23 protein-coding genes are annotated in these 20933 nt (G+C 54.6%); 14 read left to right on the top strand and 9 right to left on the bottom strand.

The features are described 5' to 3' along the window. Positions 1-121: 121 nt before the first annotated feature. Positions 122-1102, top strand: coding sequence for a LysR family transcriptional regulator (locus DVDV_RS03770; protein ID WP_083634602.1), 981 nt, complete (start codon positions 122-124; stop codon positions 1100-1102). Positions 1103-1488: 386 nt separating this feature from the next. Here DVDV_RS03770 and DVDV_RS23155 read toward each other — a convergent pair whose 3' ends face one another. The 5 genes from DVDV_RS23155 to DVDV_RS03750 form a co-directional block, all read right to left on the bottom strand. Further along, entirely contained in the window at positions 1489-1656 is a 168-nt protein-coding gene (locus DVDV_RS23155) for an SHOCT domain-containing protein (RefSeq protein ID WP_254845229.1), read from the bottom strand. Positions 1657-1820: 164 nt separating this feature from the next. Continuing rightward, the gene (locus DVDV_RS03760; protein ID WP_043640292.1) at positions 1821-2309 is read right to left on the bottom strand and encodes a periplasmic heavy metal sensor; all 489 of its coding nucleotides are present in this window, start codon (positions 2307-2309) and stop codon (positions 1821-1823) included. A gap of 525 nt (positions 2310-2834) precedes the next feature. Continuing rightward, complete coding sequence (locus DVDV_RS22055) at positions 2835-3338, bottom strand: hypothetical protein (RefSeq protein ID WP_139311508.1); 504 nt, start codon at positions 3336-3338, stop codon at positions 2835-2837. 165 nt (positions 3339-3503) lie between these two features. Further along, positions 3504-4244 carry a rhodanese-like domain-containing protein gene (locus tag DVDV_RS03755; protein WP_139311507.1) on the bottom strand — a complete coding sequence of 247 codons (741 nt, stop codon included), beginning with the start codon at positions 4242-4244 and terminating at the stop codon, positions 3504-3506. A gap of 36 nt (positions 4245-4280) precedes the next feature. Continuing rightward, a complete protein-coding gene (locus tag DVDV_RS03750; protein WP_075353378.1) occupies positions 4281-4871 on the bottom strand; it encodes a disulfide bond formation protein B in 591 nt (196 codons plus the stop codon). A 687-nt stretch (positions 4872-5558) separates the two neighbouring features. On the opposite strand from DVDV_RS03750, the gene arsM reads away from it, so the two are divergent. Further along, entirely contained in the window at positions 5559-6356 is a 798-nt protein-coding gene (gene arsM / locus DVDV_RS03745; protein WP_075353377.1) for an arsenite methyltransferase, read from the top strand. 11 nt (positions 6357-6367) lie between these two features. Further along, positions 6368-6937, top strand: a complete 570-nt coding sequence (gene sigZ / locus DVDV_RS03740) for an RNA polymerase sigma factor SigZ (protein ID WP_083634600.1) — start codon at positions 6368-6370, stop codon at positions 6935-6937. Between the two features lie 146 nt (positions 6938-7083). Here sigZ and DVDV_RS03735 read toward each other — a convergent pair whose 3' ends face one another. The 4 genes from DVDV_RS03735 to DVDV_RS03720 form a co-directional block, all read right to left on the bottom strand. Then, entirely contained in the window at positions 7084-7512 is a 429-nt protein-coding gene (locus DVDV_RS03735) for a universal stress protein (protein ID WP_075353376.1), read from the bottom strand. A gap of 125 nt (positions 7513-7637) precedes the next feature. After that, positions 7638-10787 carry a molybdopterin-dependent oxidoreductase gene (locus tag DVDV_RS03730; protein ID WP_075353375.1) on the bottom strand — a complete coding sequence of 1050 codons (3150 nt, stop codon included), beginning with the start codon at positions 10785-10787 and terminating at the stop codon, positions 7638-7640. A gap of 9 nt (positions 10788-10796) precedes the next feature. Continuing rightward, positions 10797-11933, bottom strand: a complete 1137-nt coding sequence (nrfD, locus tag DVDV_RS03725; RefSeq protein ID WP_075353374.1) for an NrfD/PsrC family molybdoenzyme membrane anchor subunit — start codon at positions 11931-11933, stop codon at positions 10797-10799. 12 nt (positions 11934-11945) lie between these two features. After that, positions 11946-12698, bottom strand: coding sequence for a 4Fe-4S dicluster domain-containing protein (locus DVDV_RS03720; protein WP_075353373.1), 753 nt, complete (start codon positions 12696-12698; stop codon positions 11946-11948). A gap of 300 nt (positions 12699-12998) precedes the next feature. Between DVDV_RS03720 and DVDV_RS03715 the strand changes: the two genes are divergently transcribed. From DVDV_RS03715 to DVDV_RS22045, 11 genes are all read left to right on the top strand, one after another. Further along, complete coding sequence (locus DVDV_RS03715) at positions 12999-13346, top strand: helix-turn-helix transcriptional regulator (protein ID WP_075353372.1); 348 nt, start codon at positions 12999-13001, stop codon at positions 13344-13346. A 21-nt stretch (positions 13347-13367) separates the two neighbouring features. Continuing rightward, positions 13368-14465, top strand: coding sequence for an ACR3 family arsenite efflux transporter (arsB, locus tag DVDV_RS03710; protein ID WP_075353371.1), 1098 nt, complete (start codon positions 13368-13370; stop codon positions 14463-14465). A 142-nt stretch (positions 14466-14607) separates the two neighbouring features. Continuing rightward, entirely contained in the window at positions 14608-14940 is a 333-nt protein-coding gene (locus DVDV_RS22050) for an NHLP leader peptide family RiPP precursor (RefSeq protein WP_075353370.1), read from the top strand. Between the two features lie 49 nt (positions 14941-14989). Beyond that, complete coding sequence (locus tag DVDV_RS03700; RefSeq protein ID WP_075353369.1) at positions 14990-16399, top strand: radical SAM/SPASM family putative metalloenzyme maturase; 1410 nt, start codon at positions 14990-14992, stop codon at positions 16397-16399. Between the two features lie 186 nt (positions 16400-16585). Beyond that, positions 16586-16900, top strand: a complete 315-nt coding sequence (locus DVDV_RS03695; protein WP_075353368.1) for a metalloregulator ArsR/SmtB family transcription factor — start codon at positions 16586-16588, stop codon at positions 16898-16900. 100 nt (positions 16901-17000) lie between these two features. After that, positions 17001-17384, top strand: coding sequence for a putative zinc-binding protein (locus DVDV_RS03690; RefSeq protein ID WP_075353367.1), 384 nt, complete (start codon positions 17001-17003; stop codon positions 17382-17384). 85 nt (positions 17385-17469) lie between these two features. Further along, a complete protein-coding gene (locus DVDV_RS03685; protein ID WP_075353366.1) occupies positions 17470-18558 on the top strand; it encodes a permease in 1089 nt (362 codons plus the stop codon). Between the two features lie 37 nt (positions 18559-18595). Continuing rightward, positions 18596-18826, top strand: coding sequence for a thioredoxin family protein (locus DVDV_RS03680; protein ID WP_043640525.1), 231 nt, complete (start codon positions 18596-18598; stop codon positions 18824-18826). A 401-nt stretch (positions 18827-19227) separates the two neighbouring features. Further along, a complete protein-coding gene (locus DVDV_RS03675; RefSeq protein WP_075353365.1) occupies positions 19228-19596 on the top strand; it encodes a co-chaperone YbbN in 369 nt (122 codons plus the stop codon). Positions 19597-19607: 11 nt separating this feature from the next. Continuing rightward, complete coding sequence (locus DVDV_RS03670) at positions 19608-20315, top strand: cytochrome c biogenesis CcdA family protein (RefSeq protein WP_075353364.1); 708 nt, start codon at positions 19608-19610, stop codon at positions 20313-20315. 38 nt (positions 20316-20353) lie between these two features. Next, positions 20354-20782 carry a hypothetical protein gene (locus tag DVDV_RS22045; protein ID WP_139311506.1) on the top strand — a complete coding sequence of 143 codons (429 nt, stop codon included), beginning with the start codon at positions 20354-20356 and terminating at the stop codon, positions 20780-20782. Positions 20783-20933 lie beyond the last annotated feature (151 nt).

Genomic DNA, 20933 nt, shown 5'->3' with positions numbered 1-20933 from the left:
GTCCGGCGAGTTGAATTGATCTGTTTTTTTGTTTAGACCAGCCCGACGATCGGTTCCAACGAATATATCCGAAAGGGTCGATCGAAATTTCCGAACACACTGCTCGCATACGGGAGGCCGGATGGAACTGCGTGATGTGCGAACCTTCGTGGCCGTGGCGCGGCATTTGAGCTTTCACCGGGCAGGGCAGGAGGTGCACGCGGCGCAGTCCACGGTCTCGGCACGCATCGCCGCCCTGGAGGAAGAATTGCAGGTCCGCCTGTTTGACCGCCTGGGCCGGCGCGTAGCCCTCACCGAGGCAGGGGAGCGGCTGCAGCAATTCGCGATCAAGCTGCTGGACCTGGAAGACGAGGCTCGGGCCTGGGTGGCCGGGGCCTCTGAGGCGCGCGGGGCGTTGAGCATCCGGGTGCCGGAGTCGCTCTGCGCCTGGCGCATGGGCGGGCTGATTCGCGGGTATCGGGAACAGTTTCCGCATCTGCAGCTGCGCTTTATCTCCTGCACCTTGGACGGGCTGGAGAAGGATCTGCGCCAAGGCGTGACGGACTTGGCCTTCCTTATGGCCGACAGTGTCCGGGCCGGGGATCTGGTGGTGGAGGCCCTGGGCGTGGAACCCCTGGTGCTGGTGGCCGGGCCTGGGCATCGGCTGGCGCACGGCGGCCCCTGCAATGTGGAAGATCTGGCCGGCGAAACGTTGGCACTCTCCACGGCGGATTGCGCCACGCGCAAATCATTTGAACACTTGCTGGCCGAAGCCGGGGTGCGCCCGGCGGCCAGCCTGGAATTTTCCAGCGCCGCAGCCCTGCGGGGCTGTCTGGCCGGCGGGCTGGGGGTGAGCATCCTGCCGGCCCTGGCCGTGCGGGACGACCTGACCGCCGGTCGCCTGGCCCTGCTGCCCTGGGCCGGGCCGATCCTGGAGACGGCGGTGCTCATGCTGCACCACAAGGACAAATGGCTCTCCCCGCCGCTGGCCGCCTTCATGGATCTGATGCGCCGGGAACTCATGGGCGGGGCAGTTGCCTCGCCTCCCGCCTGCCTGGATTCACTCGCTGCGAAAGAGTGTATAACGGGGAAGAGCACCGACTGCTGCAGGGCAGGTGGGTAACGAAGCGACAGGAATCCGGCTAGAACCAATTCCTCCCAGTGTGCAGCATTAAAGACCCTTTGTCAGAGTTTGACGAGCGTGGTGGGAGGAGGCTTTTTACCACCCAGGGATTCCCCATCGTTTGGGCTACCGGGGCGTGGGCATCGCCGCGCAATGAGTGGGGCGGCACCCTGGCCGTAAGCAGGCCTTAGGACGGAAGCCAATCTCCGATATCTTGGGCTTTCCGCCTCGTCCTCCCTGGTTTCCTTGAGAATGTCGGGGGAGAGAAGTCTTCACTAGGGCAAGGGGTGGGATGATCGGTTGGGGGCCAGCAAAATGGAGGCGGATGAGGGAGGTGTGTCTGGGAGGGACCGCCCAGGCCCTTAACGAACGATTAGCCCAACGGCCTATCCGTTCCCGTCGCTTTCCAGGGGATCAACGGCTCTTCGCAGTCGCTCGAATTCATCAGGGGTTATTGCACCTTCGGCGAGGCGCAGGCGCAGGATGCGTAACGCGTCGTCTCGGTCGGCGGCAGCTCCACGGCGAAAAACAAACCGCTTGGGAGGATGAAACATTCGGACCAGGATCACGGCGGCTGCAAGCCCAACAAGGATCACCCCAAGCGTTTGCCAACCGCCCATGAAAAAGATTCTGTAGGTCGCACACATAGCTGGATGGGTATTTGATTGACCCTGAGCCGGCAGCAGGGACCGCCGGCTCAGGGAGTGTCTTTGTGTGGCTACTGACGGCCACCGCCCTGGTAGCCTGCCATCATGCCGCTACCCATGCCGCTTCCCATGCCGCTTCCCATACCACCGCCCATGCCGCTGCGCATTCCCCTTCCCATCCCAGGGCCGACATCCTTTGTCACCTGGATACGAAACTGAGTTCGCTCGGACAACAGCTTGCCCTGCAAATCGCCGATCTGCTTGGACAGGGCGTCTATCTTCGCCTGATCGGGATTTTGGGGCACAGACAAAGCGTTGAGTTCCGCCATTTTCACGCCAAGCTCGGCCCGCAGTTGCGCTGTCTTGGCAACAAATGCGTCACGAAGCTTTTGAAAGGTTGCCTGCTTTTCAGGGGTTAGCTGAGACATGCCGCCCCCCATGTTGGAGCAGCCGCCCTGCCCCGCGCCAGGTCCGCCGCCGGGGCGAGCCAGGGCCAGGGAAGAAGTCATAGCCAGAACAGCCAAAGCAGTCAGTGCAATATGAAACGTCTTAACGCGCATGATAAAACCTTCCTTTGGATATCCGGCCGCAACCGGAGTCGCTTGGTTGTGGAGAGGCGAGCGCCCAGAGCCTACACAAATTTAGCAGCATCCGTGCCATAGCAGTTTAAGTCCAGGAATGCAGTCTATTGCGGGAGAATGAGCCACGGTGATGTTCGCTGAACTGTATAGATAGTGACCATTATGACAGCTCAAAATTGATCTGTGTATACTTTCAACGCAAATCAGCTCGCGCTAACAGCGAGAATGATCCACCCACCAGATTTGGCTGGTGCGTTTTCAAGCGAACTGAAAGTCTAGATTTAAACGCGAAGGCTGTGCATGGCGTTTACGAGAGTTATCTCTGCCATTCTACTTCAGGAGGAATCGTTGTGAAACTCACGGACAAGAACTATACTTGGAAAAATACAACTGCTAGCTGAAAAAATGCCAAGTCATAAGCCTTGAAATTAAACGTTTTATTTAAAAATATGATGGAATAGAAACGATCTTTTATGATGGCAGGATATTTTTACTGGCCGCCAATCATGGCTGGATACATGAGCACTTCATGTCATTAGTTATTTGGCTAATTTCGACAACGATTGTCATGTTGTTTGAAACACTCGCGGTGTGAAACCGTAAGCTTTTTCCGTCATGTTGCCAGAGATCGATGATTTCACCCTGGATAAGACTTCCGGACAAAAGAGGCGGTCCGTATCGCGCTGAGACTTGAGCGACTAAATTCTTATACTGGTCTATGCTCATTGCATCCGTTTCAAAACTAGCCTCATAAAATACGTCATTTACAAAAGAATAATCAATCCATTTTACATCTATTCCAAAAAAATTGTCACGACGGTCTGTTCGTATCGAGTAGTTCTTGTTGTGATTGGCTATTTTTGCTTTATCTTTGCCGATCAATTCTTCCGGAACTGGATTTCCAAACTTTAGATCGCCAAATCCATCAGGGAGTGATTCGGCGCTAACAGAGTATGACGTGCTAAAAAGAAAAATTAGTACAGTTAAAAGCAATAGGTATTTTTTCATTTAAAAACTCCTTGGCCCTGTTTAAGTATGTACGCTGACCAATGCCCGGGGTCAACGGCAGACTGTATGTTTGAGACCAGCGGAAGAGGTGTTAGCTCCTCTCGCTGGCCCCAGGGCTGATTTTTTGCAAAGTGTACGCCTTTGATCCCATACAGGCCGAATATCTTATTTGGCATCACCTAAGACAACATTATTGCCGGCTTGTTCCCACCCAGAAAGACCTTCTGATGAGGCGATCACGTTTTTAAAGCCATTACTCTTCATAAAAGTTATTGCTTGTGGAGTCCACCGTCCTGCAAAACAATAGACCAAGTAGGTCTTATTCTTATCCATCATCTGGATGTTCTTTTCAAAATCAGGATGATTTGCAGGCATGTTTATTGCCCCGTCGATGTGGCGTTGCGCAAAAGCCGGCGCGGGGCTTACATCGAGAATGACAAAGTTGTCATTTGCTTTGTTTTCCGCAATGAATTTCTTCATTGACTTTGTATCTAATTGATTCGCTGTCTGAGTGACTACACTATTGCCAGCCTTCATCCAACCCTCTTTTCCTTCTGCCGAAGCAAAGAGGTTTTCAAAACCATTTCTTTTCATGACCTCGATGGCCTTTGGAGTCCATTTCATTTTATGGCAATACACGAGATAACTTTTGTTTTTGTCGAGCTTTTGTATGTTTTCTTCAAAGTTTTGGCTTTCTGCCGGCAATGAAATGGCTCCTTCAAGATGACTGCTTTCGTAAGACACTGTTGGACTTACGTCAATTACTACGAAGTTTTTATTGTTAGCATTCTCGGAAATGACAGACTTCATTGTTTCCGTATCGCAATGTTGAACGTCTGCTAATGCGAGACTGCTTAGACCAAGTAAAAAAAATATAGCCAAAACAATATGGCGCTTAATAGTCACAATGTACTCCGTGTTAGTCGTTCCGTTGTTACAAGGTTATTTATTTTTATCGGCTGGGCAGCAGGCTTCTTCTGCACTCAACACTTTTTGCGCAGTAACATTAAATTCGGTAGCAGCTGGACACACTTTCAATCCGCATTGGAACAATGTAGCTACCGAAAAACAAAGACATGCCCCCACCGCTAGACCAAAAAATCCTTTTTTGTATCGAGATAAAACTATTGTTTCCTCCTGATTTTTTTGAGCACCCATAACAAGCGTCAAGCTTGAAGCTAGGATACAGCTCATAAACACAAGGAATGCCCAAGTATACGTGTGGACTCCAAACACAACAGGGCCGAATCCTGGGTTTCCAGGCATTATATAGGAAAGAATTTGCCGAACAGAAACAGAAGCTCCAAACAGAGAAAAAATTATAATTAGCCCATAGTGGCTTGCTCTTTGGCCAAACTTTATGTTCATGAGCAGCAATGTAACGATAATAAACATGGCCATTCTTTGCCAAGTACACAAACGGCACGGCTGTTCGCCAATAAAGAATTGGATATAAAGCGATCCTAGTAAGACACACATTATCACAGTAATCCAGACAAGGTTACAAAAAACTATAAACTTCGAAATTTTCATCTCATAGTCCTTAGAGGGATATATTTAAATAGAAATTGATGTTGTAAACATACCACATGATAACGACAGGGAGGAGTGCGACAAGAATATAAATGGCTTGCTTTCTGTGCCCTAGGTACGTCAATACCATTGAGGCAGAAATTGCAAAGAAAAAAAATGCGTCCAAGGGGCATTCTCCTTTAAATATTGCTTTTGAAAACCGACTAATCCCAGAGATCTTTGCGAGACCGATGGCTTGTGAATTGTTTTGTCAGGATGCTTGTAGCCGCGATACGTCCGCCAATGCATTCTTTTGCCTCCGAAATATTCACAATAGAGTAATAAGCCTCATTGGAAAATATTCTTCGAGGATTGGCTCATTCCGAACGCCTGCCCCCCCCTGACCAACTCGGAGATTTGCCTCCCCTTAAGCATTTTTTGTTCCAACAAATTTGTCCATAATTACAGCACTGTGGCATCGACGCATCTCGATTGTGTAAGATAATCATGCAGTTATTTAGTTGTATGCTCATTTTCCATACACAGAGTGTGTCTAAAAATCTTACAAACCACTGCAATTCCATACTTTTCTGTAGGGATATTGAGTGTTGGTGTGTCTTCCGAAAGGAAGGAAAGTTCTGCATCCTTTTTTCTCGGATTCCGTCTTCCTCCAAAAGCCGCACATTTTGCGGGTACAGGAGAACTCAGATGAAAGAGCATTGCGATGTCGAGATCAGAGAATCAATCCGTACAAAATACGCCGAGACAGCCTTGTCCGGGAAGTCCGGCTGTGGCTGCGGGAGCGGATGCTGTGGCCCAAACAGCGCCACTTCATCGGAGGATTTGGCTCGGATGGCCGGGTATGCCACGGCGGAAGTGCAAAGTGTCCCGGAAGGGGCGAACATGGGCCTCGGCTGCGGCAATCCGCAAGCCATAGCCGCATTACGCCCGGGCGAGGTTGTCGTGGACCTGGGCAGCGGCGGTGGTTTCGACTGTTTTCTTGCGGCCAGACAGGTGGGGGAAACCGGGCGCGTCATCGGTGTGGACATGACGCCGGAGATGGTTGAAAAAGCGAGAAGAAATGCGGTAACTGCACAATGCGGCAACGTGTCATTTCGCCTTGGCGAGATCGAATATCTTCCGGTTCCCGACGGCATCGCCGATGTCGTGCTTTCCAACTGCGTCGTGAACCTGAGCACGGACAAGGCCCAGGTATTCCGGGAGGCTTATCGGGTACTCAAGCCCGGCGGGCGACTGGCCATATCGGATATCGTGGCGACGGAGGAACTCCCCGAAACGGTGCGTCGGGACATCAAGCTGCATGCGGCCTGTGTGGCCGGAGCCGAGCGAATTGTTGTGCTCGAAGCGATGATGCGAGAAGCCGGATTCAGGCAAGTTTCCATCCGTCCACGGCCGGAAACCAAAGCACTGCTTGCGGCGTGGCTTCCGGGACTTAACTTGGAGAAGAGCCTTGCCTCGGCGAGCATCGAGGCCGTCAAGGCTTAGGGACGGTTGTCATGCAGGAAGAGCTGGAAATCATGTGGATTGCGCATCGGGATGAACTCAGGGCTTTCATCACCCGGCGGGTGCTTTGTCAGGCTGCCGTGGACGATATCCTGCAAGACGTATTCTGCAAGACCTTATCTCATTTGGCACAAAGCCATGTTACGCAACCGCGAGGCTGGCTTTTCGCGGTTGCCCGAACAACTATTGCCGACCATTATCGCGGCAAGCGTCCCACGGTCGAACTCCCGCCGTCGCTGGCCTCTGCAAGCCCTGACCCGAGTGTGGGTTCCCCCAAAGAAATGGGAGCTTGCCTGAAGCCGATGATCGAAGCCTTGCCGGAGAAGATGCGAGCACCATTGGTTATGGCCGATTACGAGGGGATGCGACAACGGGAGGTGGCCAGCCGGCTGGGTATCTCCCTGGCTGCGGTCAAGTCCCGCGTTTTGCGGGCGAGGCTGCAAATGCGACGCATGATCGAGGATTGTTGCCAGTTGGAGTTGGATGCCCGGGGAAGCATCACGGATTTTGTCGTCAAACCGGGAGGATGTTCCCGGTGGAGTGCCGTGGGCACCGAAAACTGATGCGTCAAGCCTCGCATCAGTTGGAGGTTGGGCACAACGCCGATACAGACTCCATCCCCGACGCATTCATCATGTCTACCCCAAAAATGGCTGCCCCGGGGAGGACTTCGGGGCAGCCAGGTGGAGGGGGTGAGACGGAAATACTGTCAGCGTTTACGGGCTATCAGAACATCGCATTTGGCATGGGCCGCAACTTTGCTGGACACACTGCCAAGGAGAAACCGCTCAATGCCATGCATTCCTCTGGAGCCAAGAACGATCATGTCCGCGCCAAGTGTTTCGGCGGTTTCCAGGATTTTGCCCGCAGGGTGTCCAAATTCCAGTATCGACTGGGCGCGTATCCCCTTGTCGGCCAGTAACGCGCAAGCCTTGTCCAAGAGTTCTTTGCATTCTTTGGCGAATGCGTTGTTTATCGTCTCGCAGTAGCCTTCCGGAAATCCCGCCGCCGAGCAACTGAGTTCCGGGATCACAGAGATGACAAACAATTGCGCATCGAGCGTTTGGGACAGCCTGGCCGCACGCTCCATGGCAACTTCGGCATAATCGGAGTTGTCGTAGGCGAGAAGTATTTTCACGCGATACTCCTTTAAGCGAGTGGCTTTGTTCGGTTGGCACAGGGATGCCTGCATCGAAACCACAGCATCAAAACGGGCTGCCCGAAGGGGCACTATCGGGGCAGCCCGTACGCGCCGCGCTGCCGCTACACCTTCACCAGTTTCACCTGGGTTTGGTAAAACACTGCCGAGCCGCCCACTTTGTCCACAAGACAGGTGTTTTTGAGCACTGGGTCCACCCGCATGGCCGCATTGCCGTGCACGCCCGTGGCCCGGCGCGGGTCGGGCGTAATGGCCTGGCCGTCAATTTGCCACTGCCCAGCGCCGTAGGCCCAGTGTCCGTGTCCCAGGGAGAAGGCGGTGACACCCGGACGCAGCCCTTCCAGGATGCGCACCTTGCCGATCATGAACTTTTTGCCGAACGGTCCCAGATCCCACACCCCTTCGGTGTTGGAGGCCGAAACGATCTTGACCGCGTCGCCGGCCTTGAAGCCCAGGCGGGCCGCGTCGGCTGCCGCCAGCTCCACGAAGTTTTCCGGATACGGGGCCTGGAGCCAGTAGTCGCCTGAGGTGCGGCTTTTGGTCTGGGTCACGGCCTTGTAGGTGATCATGGTCAGGTCATAGCCGGCGGCCGCGTCGTCGAGGGGCTTGCCCGTGCAGTCCAGGGGCGAGGGCAGATAGCCGCCGTAGGGGAGGTAGGCCTTGCCGGTCATGGAGTCCTTGGCCTTGACCATGTTCTCGAAGTACAGACCCACCATTTTGCCGTACTTATTAACGAGCTGCCCATCCTTGTAGGCCTTGTCATAAGCCTGGAACCGCCCGCCCCGGTTGAGCATGGCCACTACCGACGGCCACAGCTCCGGGCCGACCAGCGCTTCCCAGCGCTTGGCGTCGAACACCGTGGCCGGCAGATGCTTGCGGGCGGCCAGGAAGATGTCCATCTCGGTCTTGTCGGCAGCCGGGATCTTCTCCGAGCCGTCGGCCTTGTCGCCGTAAGCCATATTGGCGCACATGGGCAGATACAGGTCGTCCATGTGCCGCAAATGTCGGCCCGGACCGAAGGCATTCTCGCCAAAGCCGGCCAGTCCCATCTTTTCGGCCAGCCCCAGCAGCATGGACTCCAGGCAGATGGGCATCTGCTGGCCGTAGACCGTGCAGGAGTCAGTCAGGGGCGCGGCCGCCGGCTGACGGATGGCCCCCACCTTGGGCGTCATGGACGGGTGGGAGCCCACGAATTCCCAGCGCTCCAGATAGGTCACGTCGGGAAAGACGTAGTCCGCGAAGATGCTCGTCTCGCCAACTGTAATATCGGAGGTGATGAACAGCGGAATCTTTTTCGGATCGGCCAGGATCTTGGCGATCTCGTGCCCGGCCGGCAGGGAATAGACCGGGGTGCCCATGTAGAGCATGAGGCACTTGAGCGGATAGGGATAGCCGTCCCCGGCCGAAGGGATGACCTCCTGGTAGATGTCCGAACAAAACGGATACCAGACGCGCTTGGCCGGATAGCCGGAAAAGAGCGTGGATTTGTCGTAAGCCGTCTGATGGCGGATGATTGACACGCCCCAGCCCTTGAGCTTGGCCGGATGTGCCGTACAGTCGTAGGGTTTGCCCGGGGACGCTCCGTCGTAGTTGAAGTTGGTGGCCTTGGACAGGCCGCCCATCCAGTCGTGGTTGCCGATCAGCGTGTTGACCGTGTACCAAGCTACCACGTTGTAAAAGCCGTTGGTGTGCTGGGACACACCACGGTGCAGGTCGGCCACGGCCCGCTTGCCGTGGGAGGTAAACTCCCTGGCCACTTCCACGACGTCGACTTCAGACAGGCCGGCCAGCTTGCACCACTCGGCCAGGGGTTTGGCGCTCGCTTCCTCCCAGTAGATCTGCAGGACCGTCTTGGCTGGGACACCGCTGGGCTCGCCGCTCCACAAGAGCTGTCCCTCGGCCACGGTCTTGTCGTCATTGGGATCAAACAGAACCGGGTTGCCGGCCTCGTCCAGGCAGACAAAGGGATCGAAGTCCCAATCGCCCTTGCCGTCCTTTTTCGGGCGCTTTTCCGGCGTCCCACCCAGGTCTGAGCCGCGCAGATACGGGCCGGGTTTGCCGCTTCCGTCGAGCTTCACCAGCCAGCAAGCCTGGCTCCAGGTCGGCTCGTTGTCGGCCTTGGCCGCAGCCTTGTTGGCGTTTTTGAGGTAGCGTTCGTCAAAGCGCTTGTTCTCAATGATCCAGCGGATCATCGCTTGGGCCAACGCACCGACGCCGTCGGGTTTGTTGGGCAGCCATTTCCAGGCCCGGGAGGCGGCCTTGGAGCAGCGCGGGTCCACTACGGCGACTTTGACGCCCTCGTGCTGGAGCCGCGTGATCTTGCCGGCCCGAAGCGGCGGTCCGTAGTTGGCCTCGAAGGGGCTGGCTCCCACAAACAGCAGGAATTCGGCATTACCGGTGTCGCCCTGCCAGTAGAACTTGGACCCGTCGGTGAATTTCCCTTCCACGAACTGATCCGACATGGCCTTGCCCGAGAAATAGAGCGAACCCTGGCAGACCGTGGTGTGGCCGTGGTAATTGTAAGAGCCGCAGGAGAAATCGGTAAAGCGCCGGATCAGCTCGCTGCGCCCGCCCTTGAGCCGGCCCCAGTTGAGGCAGAACTGGTTGTTTTTAAGCCCCAGGTCCGGGTGGTCCGGGTCGATCAAGTATTTGAGATTGACGGCCTGTTTGGCCTTGAACTCCTCCAGGGTCAGTTTCTTGGCCGCCACGTCGGCGGCGTCTTTCTGCAAGGCGTCGGCAATCTTGGGATCGCGGCAGGCGATGATGGCGTTTAATCCATCGACATGTCCTTCGCCAAACAGGTCGCCGCCGGCCACGACTTCGGCCACGGCCTGTTCAAAGGGGATGCTCTTCCACCTGTTCTCACCGCGCTTGCCAGCCCGCTTGAGCACCTTGACGATGCGGTACGGGTCGTAGAGCGTCTGGATGCCGGCATAGCCCTTGGGGCACAGGGAGGCGTCGAAGCTGGCCGCCTCGGCCATGGGCGTGGCGTAGGGCAGCTGCGGCGTCATGGTCCAGGGGCTAAATGGGTTTCCGTCAATCTTGGCCACCTGACCATCTTTAATCTTTACCTTGATGCCGCACTGGGTGTTGCACTGCTGGCAGGCTGAGAAAATCATATTTTCTGGCATATTGCCGGTGTATGTAGAAATGGAGGCCGAGGCGTCGGCCAAAGAGTCCGGGCGCAGCCAGCCCGAGACAGCCAAGGAGCCGCCAAGCAAGGCTGAAGTCTTGATAAAACATCTGCGATCCATGGCGTCACCTCATCGGGCCAAGGGTTGAAGCCAGGCCGGCCGGGAAAAAAGCCGTGGGAACAAACGCGGACCGACAACGAAGCCGGCCAAACCCAGGGAAAAGACCCACAGCGTCAGCAGCCATTCGCCAAGAGTCGGTGTGTAGGTCAACGTCAGGCGCGGGTCCTGCCAGGCCTTATCCAGCCCCGGCAGCATGGGCACGGACTGTGGAGCCACCACGAAGGCGTAGCGGTAGGCCAGGAAGCCGGCCACGATGCACAGGCCAGCCCAGGCCACGGCGGCGGGCGAGTTGCGACCGACAAGCAGCAAGGCCAAGGGCAGGAAAAGTCCCAGGCCAATATGGAGCAGCCAGAAGCTCCAGGCCGCTTGCCCGGTCAGCATGGCGGTCAGAGCCGCAGCGATGTCCGGGCGTCCGCCCCGGTAGCCGGCCGAAAAATACAACCACTCAAAGATGAGAAAACAGGCCAGGAGCACGGCCACGGTCCGGCCCAGGCGCAGCGTGACTTCGGATTCTTCCTGGCTAAACCAGGCCAGGGCGGTGACCAGCCCCCCGCCGGACAAGAGGGCCGCCAGCACGAACCAGACCGTGGTGAATGCACCGCTCCAGGCCGGATGGCTGGTGATGATAGAGAAAAAATAGCCGTTTGTGGCGTAGAAGCACAGGCTGACCGGGATCGAAACGAGCGAGCACAACCGGGCCAGCGACTGACTGCCCACGATGATGGCCAGGGCTTTTACGGCGTAGACGACGAGGACCGCCGTGAAAAAGATGAGCATCCAGAACATGGGGGAGGTCAGGCTGGGAGAGACGATAAAACGATACATCCGCTCCCAGTGCCCAAGGTCCAGGGCGATGGCGATGCCGGCACAGACTTCCGTTAAAAGTGTTGCATAGGTGACTACGCCAGCGATGCGGTCCAGTTCCTTCTTCCCAAGGATGTATACCAGACAATTGACGAGAAGCCCGCCGGCCGACAGCCCCAGAAAAAGCAGATACAGCGCCACACCAAGCCCCCAGGGCACATACGACCCCAGCCCCGTGGGTCCCGTCCGGTAGACCAGCGCTTCAAAGACGCCATAGAGGCCGGCGAGCAACCCGAGGCAGGCAACAAGGAGCAGCGGGTTGGAGCGTTTCGTATTGGCCATATCGCACCTCCCTTAAGCCAGATAGTAGACGTTGGGTTGGGTGCCCTGCTCTTCTTTGAGCCGGAACACGCGCGGCGACCCCATGCATTCCCGGACATAGGACGCGGGGTCGTTGGCGTCGCCAAAGACCGTGGCCCGGCCGATGCAGGAGGTGACGCAGGAGGGCAGTTGGCCCACGGCCAGACGGTGCTGGCAGAAATGGCATTTCCGGGCGTTGCCGATAGGTGAGCCATGGCCGCGTGGGGGCCAGGCCTTGCCATATTCCGGGGTGGCGGCATCCTCGTACCCCTTGGCGGCTGCCTTGCGGCCGAGAAGCAGGCCGTCGGCCTCGGCTGTGGCGTTGGTGTAGAAGCCGGCAAAATCCGAGCAGCGCGCGCCATAGGGACAGGCGGTCAGGCAGTAGCGGCAACCGATGCAGCGGTCGTAGTCGATGACGGTAACGCCTTGTTTGTTTTTCCAGGTGGCTGTGACCGGGCACACGGCCACGCAGGGCGGATTTTCGCACTGCATGCAGGGCCTGGGCAGGAAGCGGCGACGGACATTGGGGTAAACGCCAATTTCTTCTTCCATGACCGGTCGATAGACCACCCCAGGCGGCAGCTTGTTTTCCGACACGCAGGCCACGGCGCAGGCATGGCAGCCGATGCACCGGGCCAAGTCAATGACCATGACCCATTTGACCTTGTCCGGGTCCTTGGCCAGTGCCCGGGCCAATTCCCGGTGCATGCGGACAAGCAGGTCTTCAGAAGGGAGGCTTGGACTCATGAAGTTTCCCCTTTCCTGGCGGTTTTCGAGGAGACGACGACTGGCACGGGATACTAAGTTTTCGTGTGACTTTAATATTTGCGTATCCGAATATTACGAATGTGACAAGGGGGGGGCAAAGAAACAGCGTTCCTTCTTTGGCAAGAAAATGCTTCCCTTCGAAAGCGTCCGGGGAGAAGGGTGACGCGGTGAAATGGGTGGAGCCAGAGCATGGCTTACAAATTGCGAGCTGCCGGGATAGGCCCGGGCGGGTTGATTTCGCCTCTTGACAAATTCGCCTAAGCGAATACATGGTGAAGCATGAATGAACTTGCTGCAGGATTCAAGGCCCTGGCAGATCCGACCCGGCTGCGGTTGCTCAACCTGTTGCGGCACGGCGAGTTGTGCGTCTGCGATTTGATGGAAGCACTCGATGTGCCACAGCCCAAAGTGTCAAGACATTTGAGTTTCTTGAAAAAAGAGCAGTGGGTGAGCGGTCGGCGCGCCGGCAAGTGGATGCACTACAAATTGTCCACCCCGCGTCAAACCGTCCTCATCAAAGTGATGGACGTCCTGCAGGAGCACCTCGGCGACTCTGAAACGGCACGGTGGGATGAGGCGCGCCTGCGGCAGCACCTCAAAACGAAATTGACTGGACACTGCGGCTGAGTATGGCCCAGGAGGATCGTCATGAGTGAGAGCGTTGTAAAAAAACTGTCATTTCTTGATCGCTTCCTGACGGTGTGGATTTTTGCCGCCATGTTTGTCGGCGTCGGGATGGGGTATTTATATCCTGGAACGAAAGACATCATTAATGCCTTTCAGGTGGGGACAACCAATATCCCCATAGCTCTTGGTCTCATTTTGATGATGTACCCACCGCTGGCCAAGGTGAAGTACGAGCAATTGGGGCAGGTTTTTCGAAACGGGAAAGTGCTTGCCCTTTCGCTGGTGCAGAACTGGATCATCGGCCCGGTGCTGATGTTCTTCCTGGCCATCACATTCCTCTCAGGGCATCACGAATACATGGTCGGTCTGATTCTCATCGGACTGGCCCGCTGCATCGCCATGGTCATCGTTTGGAACGATCTGGCCCAGGGCGACCGGGAATACTGCGCCGGATTGGTGGCTTTCAATTCCATCTTTCAGGTTCTTTTCTTTTCGGTCTACGCCTATTTTTTCATCACAGTGCTGCCCAAGGTGTTCGGTCTTGAGGGTGTTGTGGTCGACATCTCCATGGGACAGATCGCCGAAAGCGTCTTCATCTATCTTGGCATACCGTTTATTGCCGGCATGATCACGCGGTTTGTCGGACTCAAAATGAAGGGCGAACAATGGTATGAAACCGTCCTCGTCCCAAAAATCAGCCCGCTGACCCTCGTTTTTCTGCTCTTTACCATCCTGGTGATGTTTTCGCTCAAGGGCGAATACATCGTGCAGTTGCCGTTCGACGTCGTGCGCATAGCCATTCCCCTGGGCATCTATTTTTTGCTCATGTTTTTGGCGTCGTTTTATCTCTCGGCCAAGGCCGGAGCAACCTACGAACAGTCGACGACGCTCAGTTTTACCGCGGCATCGAACAATTTTGAGCTGGCCATAGCGGTAGCCATTGCCGTTTTCGGCATCGATTCCGGCGAGGCCTTTGCCGCAGTGATCGGACCGCTTGTGGAAGTCCCAGTGCTGATTGCCCTCGTCAACGTCGCCTTGTATTTTAAGCGCAAGTATTTTTCCTACGCGGTGGAAACGCTGACCGGTGTTTGTCATGTCGCCTGTCCGCCCAAGCGGTAACATGAAAACGCATGCATCTTTCGGCCATATACCCTACGTCATCTGTCTCAAATTGTTTTTGAGATAAATGAAGTAAGCTCACTAAATTTTTACTGTTGCTGCCATATCGGTTTCATGAATTTTGTTAAATCAGGAGGACAACATGGATATCAACAATTGGGATTTGATTGTTAAAAAATCTGTTTCCAACATTGAGTATAAAAACAGATTACTTACTGAACCCAATATAGTTTTGGCTGAGGAAGGCGTGCTTGTCCCAGAAGGCGTCACAGTTCATGTTGTAGAATCAACACCAACAGAAGTGTGGCTCATTTTACCAAATCACAGGGAGAGCGTAAAGTTCTTGAGTCCATATGTGGCAGTGTGCGAAGTTAATGGGGTCGAAGTCCAAGGGTGTGATCCAAAAAATGCAAAAATCCTGCGGCAGGATGTGCCAAGTAATAATCCAGCAAGCGCTGCCATACTCAGTGTTTGAAACCGCTAGGCAGCGTACTTTATGAATGTGCTATCCATCGAGGCGCGTAATGACAAATGCTGACAACACACACGATGACCTGTCGCAGCGAGACCACCCTTCGCGACTCTTTGTCGAGGTGACTTCCAGATGCAATCTTCGTTGCGCCTTCTGCGTGAAGCAATCCGGATCTGCGCCGTCAATTGACGGCGACATGCTTCCAGAAACTTTTACTGCGTTAGCGCCCGAATTTGAGCACCTGCAAGCCCTGGTCCTCAATGGCATAGGTGAGCCGCTCATGCATCCGCTGCTCGAAGAATTCATTAGGACGGGCAAACGCCTGATGCCCGCCCAAAGCTGGGTTGGTTTTCAAACAAACGGGCATCTGCTCGACACGGCTCGCAGTTCTTCGCTCATTGCGGCCGGGCTGGACAGAATCTTTCTTTCCGTGGACTCGACTTCTCCCGAGCTTTTCAAGGCCGTGCGGGGTGGAGGCAGTCTGGGGCATATTGAACGAGCCCTGACTGCTTTGGCTCAAGCGAAAAAGGAACACCCGGGAAACACGTTGGAGGTCGGCGCGGAGTTCGTTGTCATGCGTGATAACATCGCTGAACTTCCTGCGATCATTGCATGGCTTGCCAAACGTGGCGTAAGCAGGCTTGTCGTGTCCCATGTTTTGCCTTTTAGTTCTGCGCTGGCGAATCAGACGGTCTTTGGCATCAATACAAATTCGGCGAAGTATTTTTACAAGGCTTGGTCTGACAGGGCGCGCCAAGAGGGCATAGATATTACGCAATATTTCAATGTGCTGTGGAAGTATCACAAAACGCCGCAAGAACTAACATTGGTGCGTTTTGTCCAACGGATGGTATCCCAGGCACTTGAAAATGATATTCCTTTGCATGTTGCGAATCTGACCGATGGCGATGATGTTGGTCCGGTGGAGGCGGTATTCCGCAAGGCAGAGGCCGTTGCCGGTGCTGTTGGCCTTCGGCTTCTTCTGCCGTCTGTAAGGCCAGTCAACGGGCACGCCTGTTTGGGAGTCAAACAGGGAGGTGCGTTTATTGCCTGGGATGGCAAGGTGTCTCCGTGCCATTTCCTCTGGCGAAGCTTTAACTGCTATTTCTATGGGAGAGAGAAGCAAGTCGCTCATAAAGTATTCGGAGATTTATCCCAGGATTCGCTATCTGAAATATGGAATAGCTCGAAGTATAAAGCATTTCGTGCTGATGTCATGCAGAAAAGATACCCACATTGCCCTGGATGCAATGTGTATCCCTGTGAAGATATCAATAGCATTGATTTCGAATATGACTGTTACGGCGAAACAGTTCCCTGCGGCGATTGCTTATGGAACATGGGACTCCTTCAATGCATGGGGCAAGAAGATGAATTTGGAGAGTTCCACGATTGCTGCGATGGTATCCAGAGTGTTGACAAATTTAAACATACTGATTTTGGTGTGCCTGCACAGGTATAATATTAACAACATGGGCAGCCGGTTGCGAATATGGTAGATAACAGCCTTTTCTTTGAAGCAAAATTGTCAGGAATGCGTTTTCGGTTGAGCGACAATCAAATCCGCTCCCGCTGCGAGAAGGAGCTTGACAAGGGCTTGCTTTTGGCTATTTTGCCAAATAGAAAATGACTGGAAAATGGAGAGTCGATGCCAACGCGAAAATTTTCGTCACAAGTCAAGGTCTTCAAGGCATTAGGCCATGAAACCCGCCTGTTTATTGTTGACGAGCTTTCGCGCGGCGAACGATGTGTCTGCGAATTGACGAAGATGGTCGGCGCGGATATCTCGACAATTTCCAAGCATTTAAGTCAGCTTCGCGAAGCAGGGATCATAGCTTCGGATAAAAGGGGGATGCAGGTCTACTATCGCCTGCTTACCCCTTGCGTGTTGCAACTTTTCTCATGTGTTAAAGGTGTTTATTCGCACCCTCCATGCGAGTGTTCAGAGTCGAATCCCGGGTAATTTTTTTGCGCTTATACTTTGCTATTTGGCAAAACATACAAACACCGTCAAGATTACCCCTTGCTGGAGGTCGTCTTGGCAAAACACTGGAGATAAAATCATGTCCGAGAAAAAAAGCTGCTGCTGTTCCGCCGCTCCCAAACTCGTATTCGCTTGTTCCGGCGGTGCCGATGTCGGGGCCTTGGCTGATCAAGTTGCTAGGAAACTCACAGCGGAGGGTGTGGCCAAGATGTTCTGTCTGGCCGGTATCGGCGGTCGCGTCAGCGGCATCCTCAAGACCACGGAAGCAGCGTCCAAGATCGTGGCCATTGATGGCTGTCCCCTTAACTGCGCCCGCAAGTCGCTGGAAGAGGCCGGATTCACCGACTTCGCCCATGTGCAATTGGCTGATCTGGGTTTTAAAAAAGGGGAAAGCCCCGTGACCGAAGAGCGTGTGCTGACGGCGGCCATGGCCACGGCCCCGCATTTCGCCAATCTGTCCTGACCATTTTTCCACGAAGGGCCTGCGTGAATCTGGTGGGCTGCTCCGTCGGTCCTGCCACGTAAGCGGCAATTGAGGAGATGTTTGTATGGAACCACTTGGAAAAATGACCTGCTGTACCAAAGAAGCTGTGGCTGAAAGCGCACACCCGCACAACGGGAAGCTTGTCCGCTATCTTTTGCTGCTTGCGCCGGCCCTGGTCGTCTGGTGGGTGGTGTACGGAATGCTGCCCGGGTTTTCCCGTCTGCTGACCTATGATGTCCTGGGGATCGCCCAGGGGAGCCACCTTGGCGACTCCGTCGAATTCCTGCTCTATGACACACCCAAGGTGCTCATGTTGCTGACCCTGGTGGTCTTTGGGGTAGGTGTCATCCGCACCTTTTTCACACCGGAGCGTACTCGGCGCGTACTGGCCGGCAAGCGTGAATCGGCTGGCAACGTGCTGGCCGCCTTGCTCGGCATCGTCACGCCCTTTTGCTCCTGCTCGGCAGTTCCGCTCTTTATTGGCTTCGTTACGGCAGGCGTCCCCATGGGCGTGACCTTTTCCTTTCTGATCTCGGCTCCCATGGTCAATGAGATCGCCCTGGTTCTGCTCTACGGCCTACTCGGCTGGAAGGTGGCCGCCCTCTATCTCGGCACCGGGTTGGCCATTGCTATCGTTGCGGGCTGGGTGCTCGGCAAGCTCAATCTGGAGCCATATGTCGAAGATTGGGTCATGAAAATTCGGACCGATCCCTCGGTCTTGCCCCTCGATGAACAGACCTGGACGGATCGGATCGAAGCAGGCTTTCATGCCGTCAAGGATATCGTCGGCAAGGTCTGGATTTACGTTGTGATCGGTATCGCCGTGGGCGCAGGCATCCACGGTTACGTACCTGAAGGCTTCATGGCCTCCATCATGGGCAAGGACGCTTGGTGGTCCGTGCCGGCGGCCGTCCTGATCGGCATACCCATGTATTCGAACGCGGCGGGCATCGTCCCGGTAGTTGAGGCGCTCCTGGGTAAAGGCGCAGCGCTCGGCACCGTTCTGGCGTTCATGATGGCAGTGATTGCTTTGTCATTGCCTGAAATGATCATCTTAAGGAAAGTACTCAAGCCGCGACTTATCATGGTTTTTGCTGGAGTTGTTGGGTTGGGAATTGCTTTTGTGGGATACCTTTTCAATTATCTCTACTAACAATTTGTAACGCGAAATCAATCATTGGAGGAAAGCCATGGAAATCAAGGTTCTTGGTCCCGGATGCGCCAAATGCAAAGAAGCAGAAAAAATTGTCTTGGAGGCCGTCAAGGAATCTGGAGTTGACGCCACGGTGGAAAAAATTGCGGATTTTCAGCAGATCGCCAGTTTTGGCGTATTTTCTACTCCGGCAGTCGTCATTGATGGCGAGGTCAAAGTGGTGGGCAAAGTGCCATCCAAAGGGGACGTTCTTTCCTGGCTGAAGTAGGCGGCAGGTCTTCGAAACCCATAGAAGGAGAGGGTCCTCTCTTCTTGGTTGGTTTGGCCATCTGCTGCCTGCGGCTGACGCCCTGGAGCAGCCTGTTCCCGGGACCATCCGGATGCGCACACATTTAAAGATTCGGTCAGGTCGCCGCGTAGGTACGGGAGAAAAGCACCATGCACGATCAAATCAAGGTGTTGTGAGAACTCTCTATGTATAGCGTTTAAGTATGATATATCCATATAATGTGTCTATTATTTAGACACAGAGACTGTTCAATGTGTATAGTAATTTTTCACATACTACACGACAAAGGAGGATCATTCGACAAGATACTGAAAATGCACGATTAAAATTGTGGCATAATTCCTGCTTGTTATACAAACTACTTTCAATTGAGGAACGCTATGAAACATGTTGCTATGTGTTTTGCTCTCGCCACCGTGCTGAGCGCTGGGATTTGCTTCGCCGCAGAGCCCGTTCCTGAGGTCCCGGTCAAGGGGATGGTAACCGTTGTCGATCTTGGCGCTAAGACATGTATCCCCTGCAAAATGATGGTTCCCGTCTTGGATGCCATGGAAAAGCAATACCAGGGCAAAGCATCAGTCGTATTCATTGACGTGCGTGAAAATCCTGCCCAAGCTCCCAAATTTGGGATTAAAACGATACCAACCCAAATCTTCTACGATAAGAACGGAAAAGAGACTTATCGCCACGAGGGTTATTTGGACCAAAAACCATTTGCCGAGATGATTGATAAATTGCTGGCCGATTAAGGTGGTGCCACATGCTTGACCAGCTCTTCTTGGCTATTAACACCTGGATGACCGGCAGCCTCATCGTTGCGGCGCTGGGCTGTTTCCTCTGGGGTCTGGTAAGTGTTCTTTTCAGCCCCTGCCACCTTGCTTCCATCCCCTTGATCGTTGGCTATGTCGCCGGGCAAGGCAGAATCATCCATGGCCAGGAGGCGGCGCGCTATGCCGTCGCCTTTACCTCCGGCCTGTTTCTGACCATAGCAACCATCGGGATTCTCTGTACGCTCCTTGGGCGAATGCTTGGGGATGTCGGCCCATATTGGACTATCCTCGTCGGAGCCGTGCTGATTTGGGTTTCCCTGGACATGATGGGGGTCGCCAAGTGCTCGGTCTCCGGCGGCATGATGGGCAAGCTCAAGGTCAAGGGCGTTGGCGGAGCGTTTCTCCTCGGCTTGGCCTACGGCGTTCTGTCGGGTTCGTGTACATTCGGTTTTATTGCTCCCATCCTGGCCATCATCACCATTCAGGAAAAGATCCTGACCGGCGTGGTGCTCATTGTGCTCTTCGCAATTGGGCACTGTCTTCCCATCGTGGTGGCCGGCAGTTCAACGGCCCTGGTCCAACGTTGGCTGGAAAATGGGGCCATGCGCCACGGGGGAACTTGGTTCCGAAAAACCGCCGGGGCAATGATCGCGCTTCTTGGAATCTACTTCATTGCTATGCCGTTTCTGCCTGTTTGAGTTTGCCAACTGTTTCGACATGGATTCAAGGAAGGGACATGCATAAAGGTAACGCATTTGTGAGCACGCTTATTTCCATGGTGTTTATCATGGGAATACTTGCTCCAGTGCCTGAGTGCTATGTCACCAGGATCGTTGGCCCGCTCCGGGCAAGTATAGCTCACGCAAATCTTGCCTTGAAAGGTATGCCAGACTCTTCCGGTCCCGCTTCGTGTTGCCCCAAAGTGGAAAAAAACATCGGGGGCAATGACCAGTGTCCCTTGGCTTCGTCGAAATTATGTAAGAAACCCTATGCTCCAGCCTTTGAAACAGCAGAAGTCCCGGGAATCCCGCTCGCGCTTTTGCCTGTTCCTTTCCACAAGCCAATTGCACGCACTATCGTGGTTTTCTATTTTAATATAGATAATCAGCCCGATATGCCTGACCCCATTCCTATCCTGCTTCGCAAACAATCCTTTCTGATTTGATCTCTCGCCTGCCCGGCGATTTGACACGTACTCTCGCAGCCAAGTCAGGGCTTTTTCATTCGTGCTCTATGGCGCATCCCTTGCGTCGAGAGCATAGAATGCAAGAAAATAGCCAGGCTTGTACGGGTCAGCGCAGAGCTTGCGTCCTCTT

Source organism: Desulfovibrio sp. DV (assembly GCF_001936595.1).
Taxonomy (GTDB): domain Bacteria; phylum Desulfobacterota; class Desulfovibrionia; order Desulfovibrionales; family Desulfovibrionaceae; genus Solidesulfovibrio.
The sequence above is the reverse complement of the archived record's forward strand: the minus strand, read 5'-3'. Positions and strand labels throughout refer to the sequence as shown.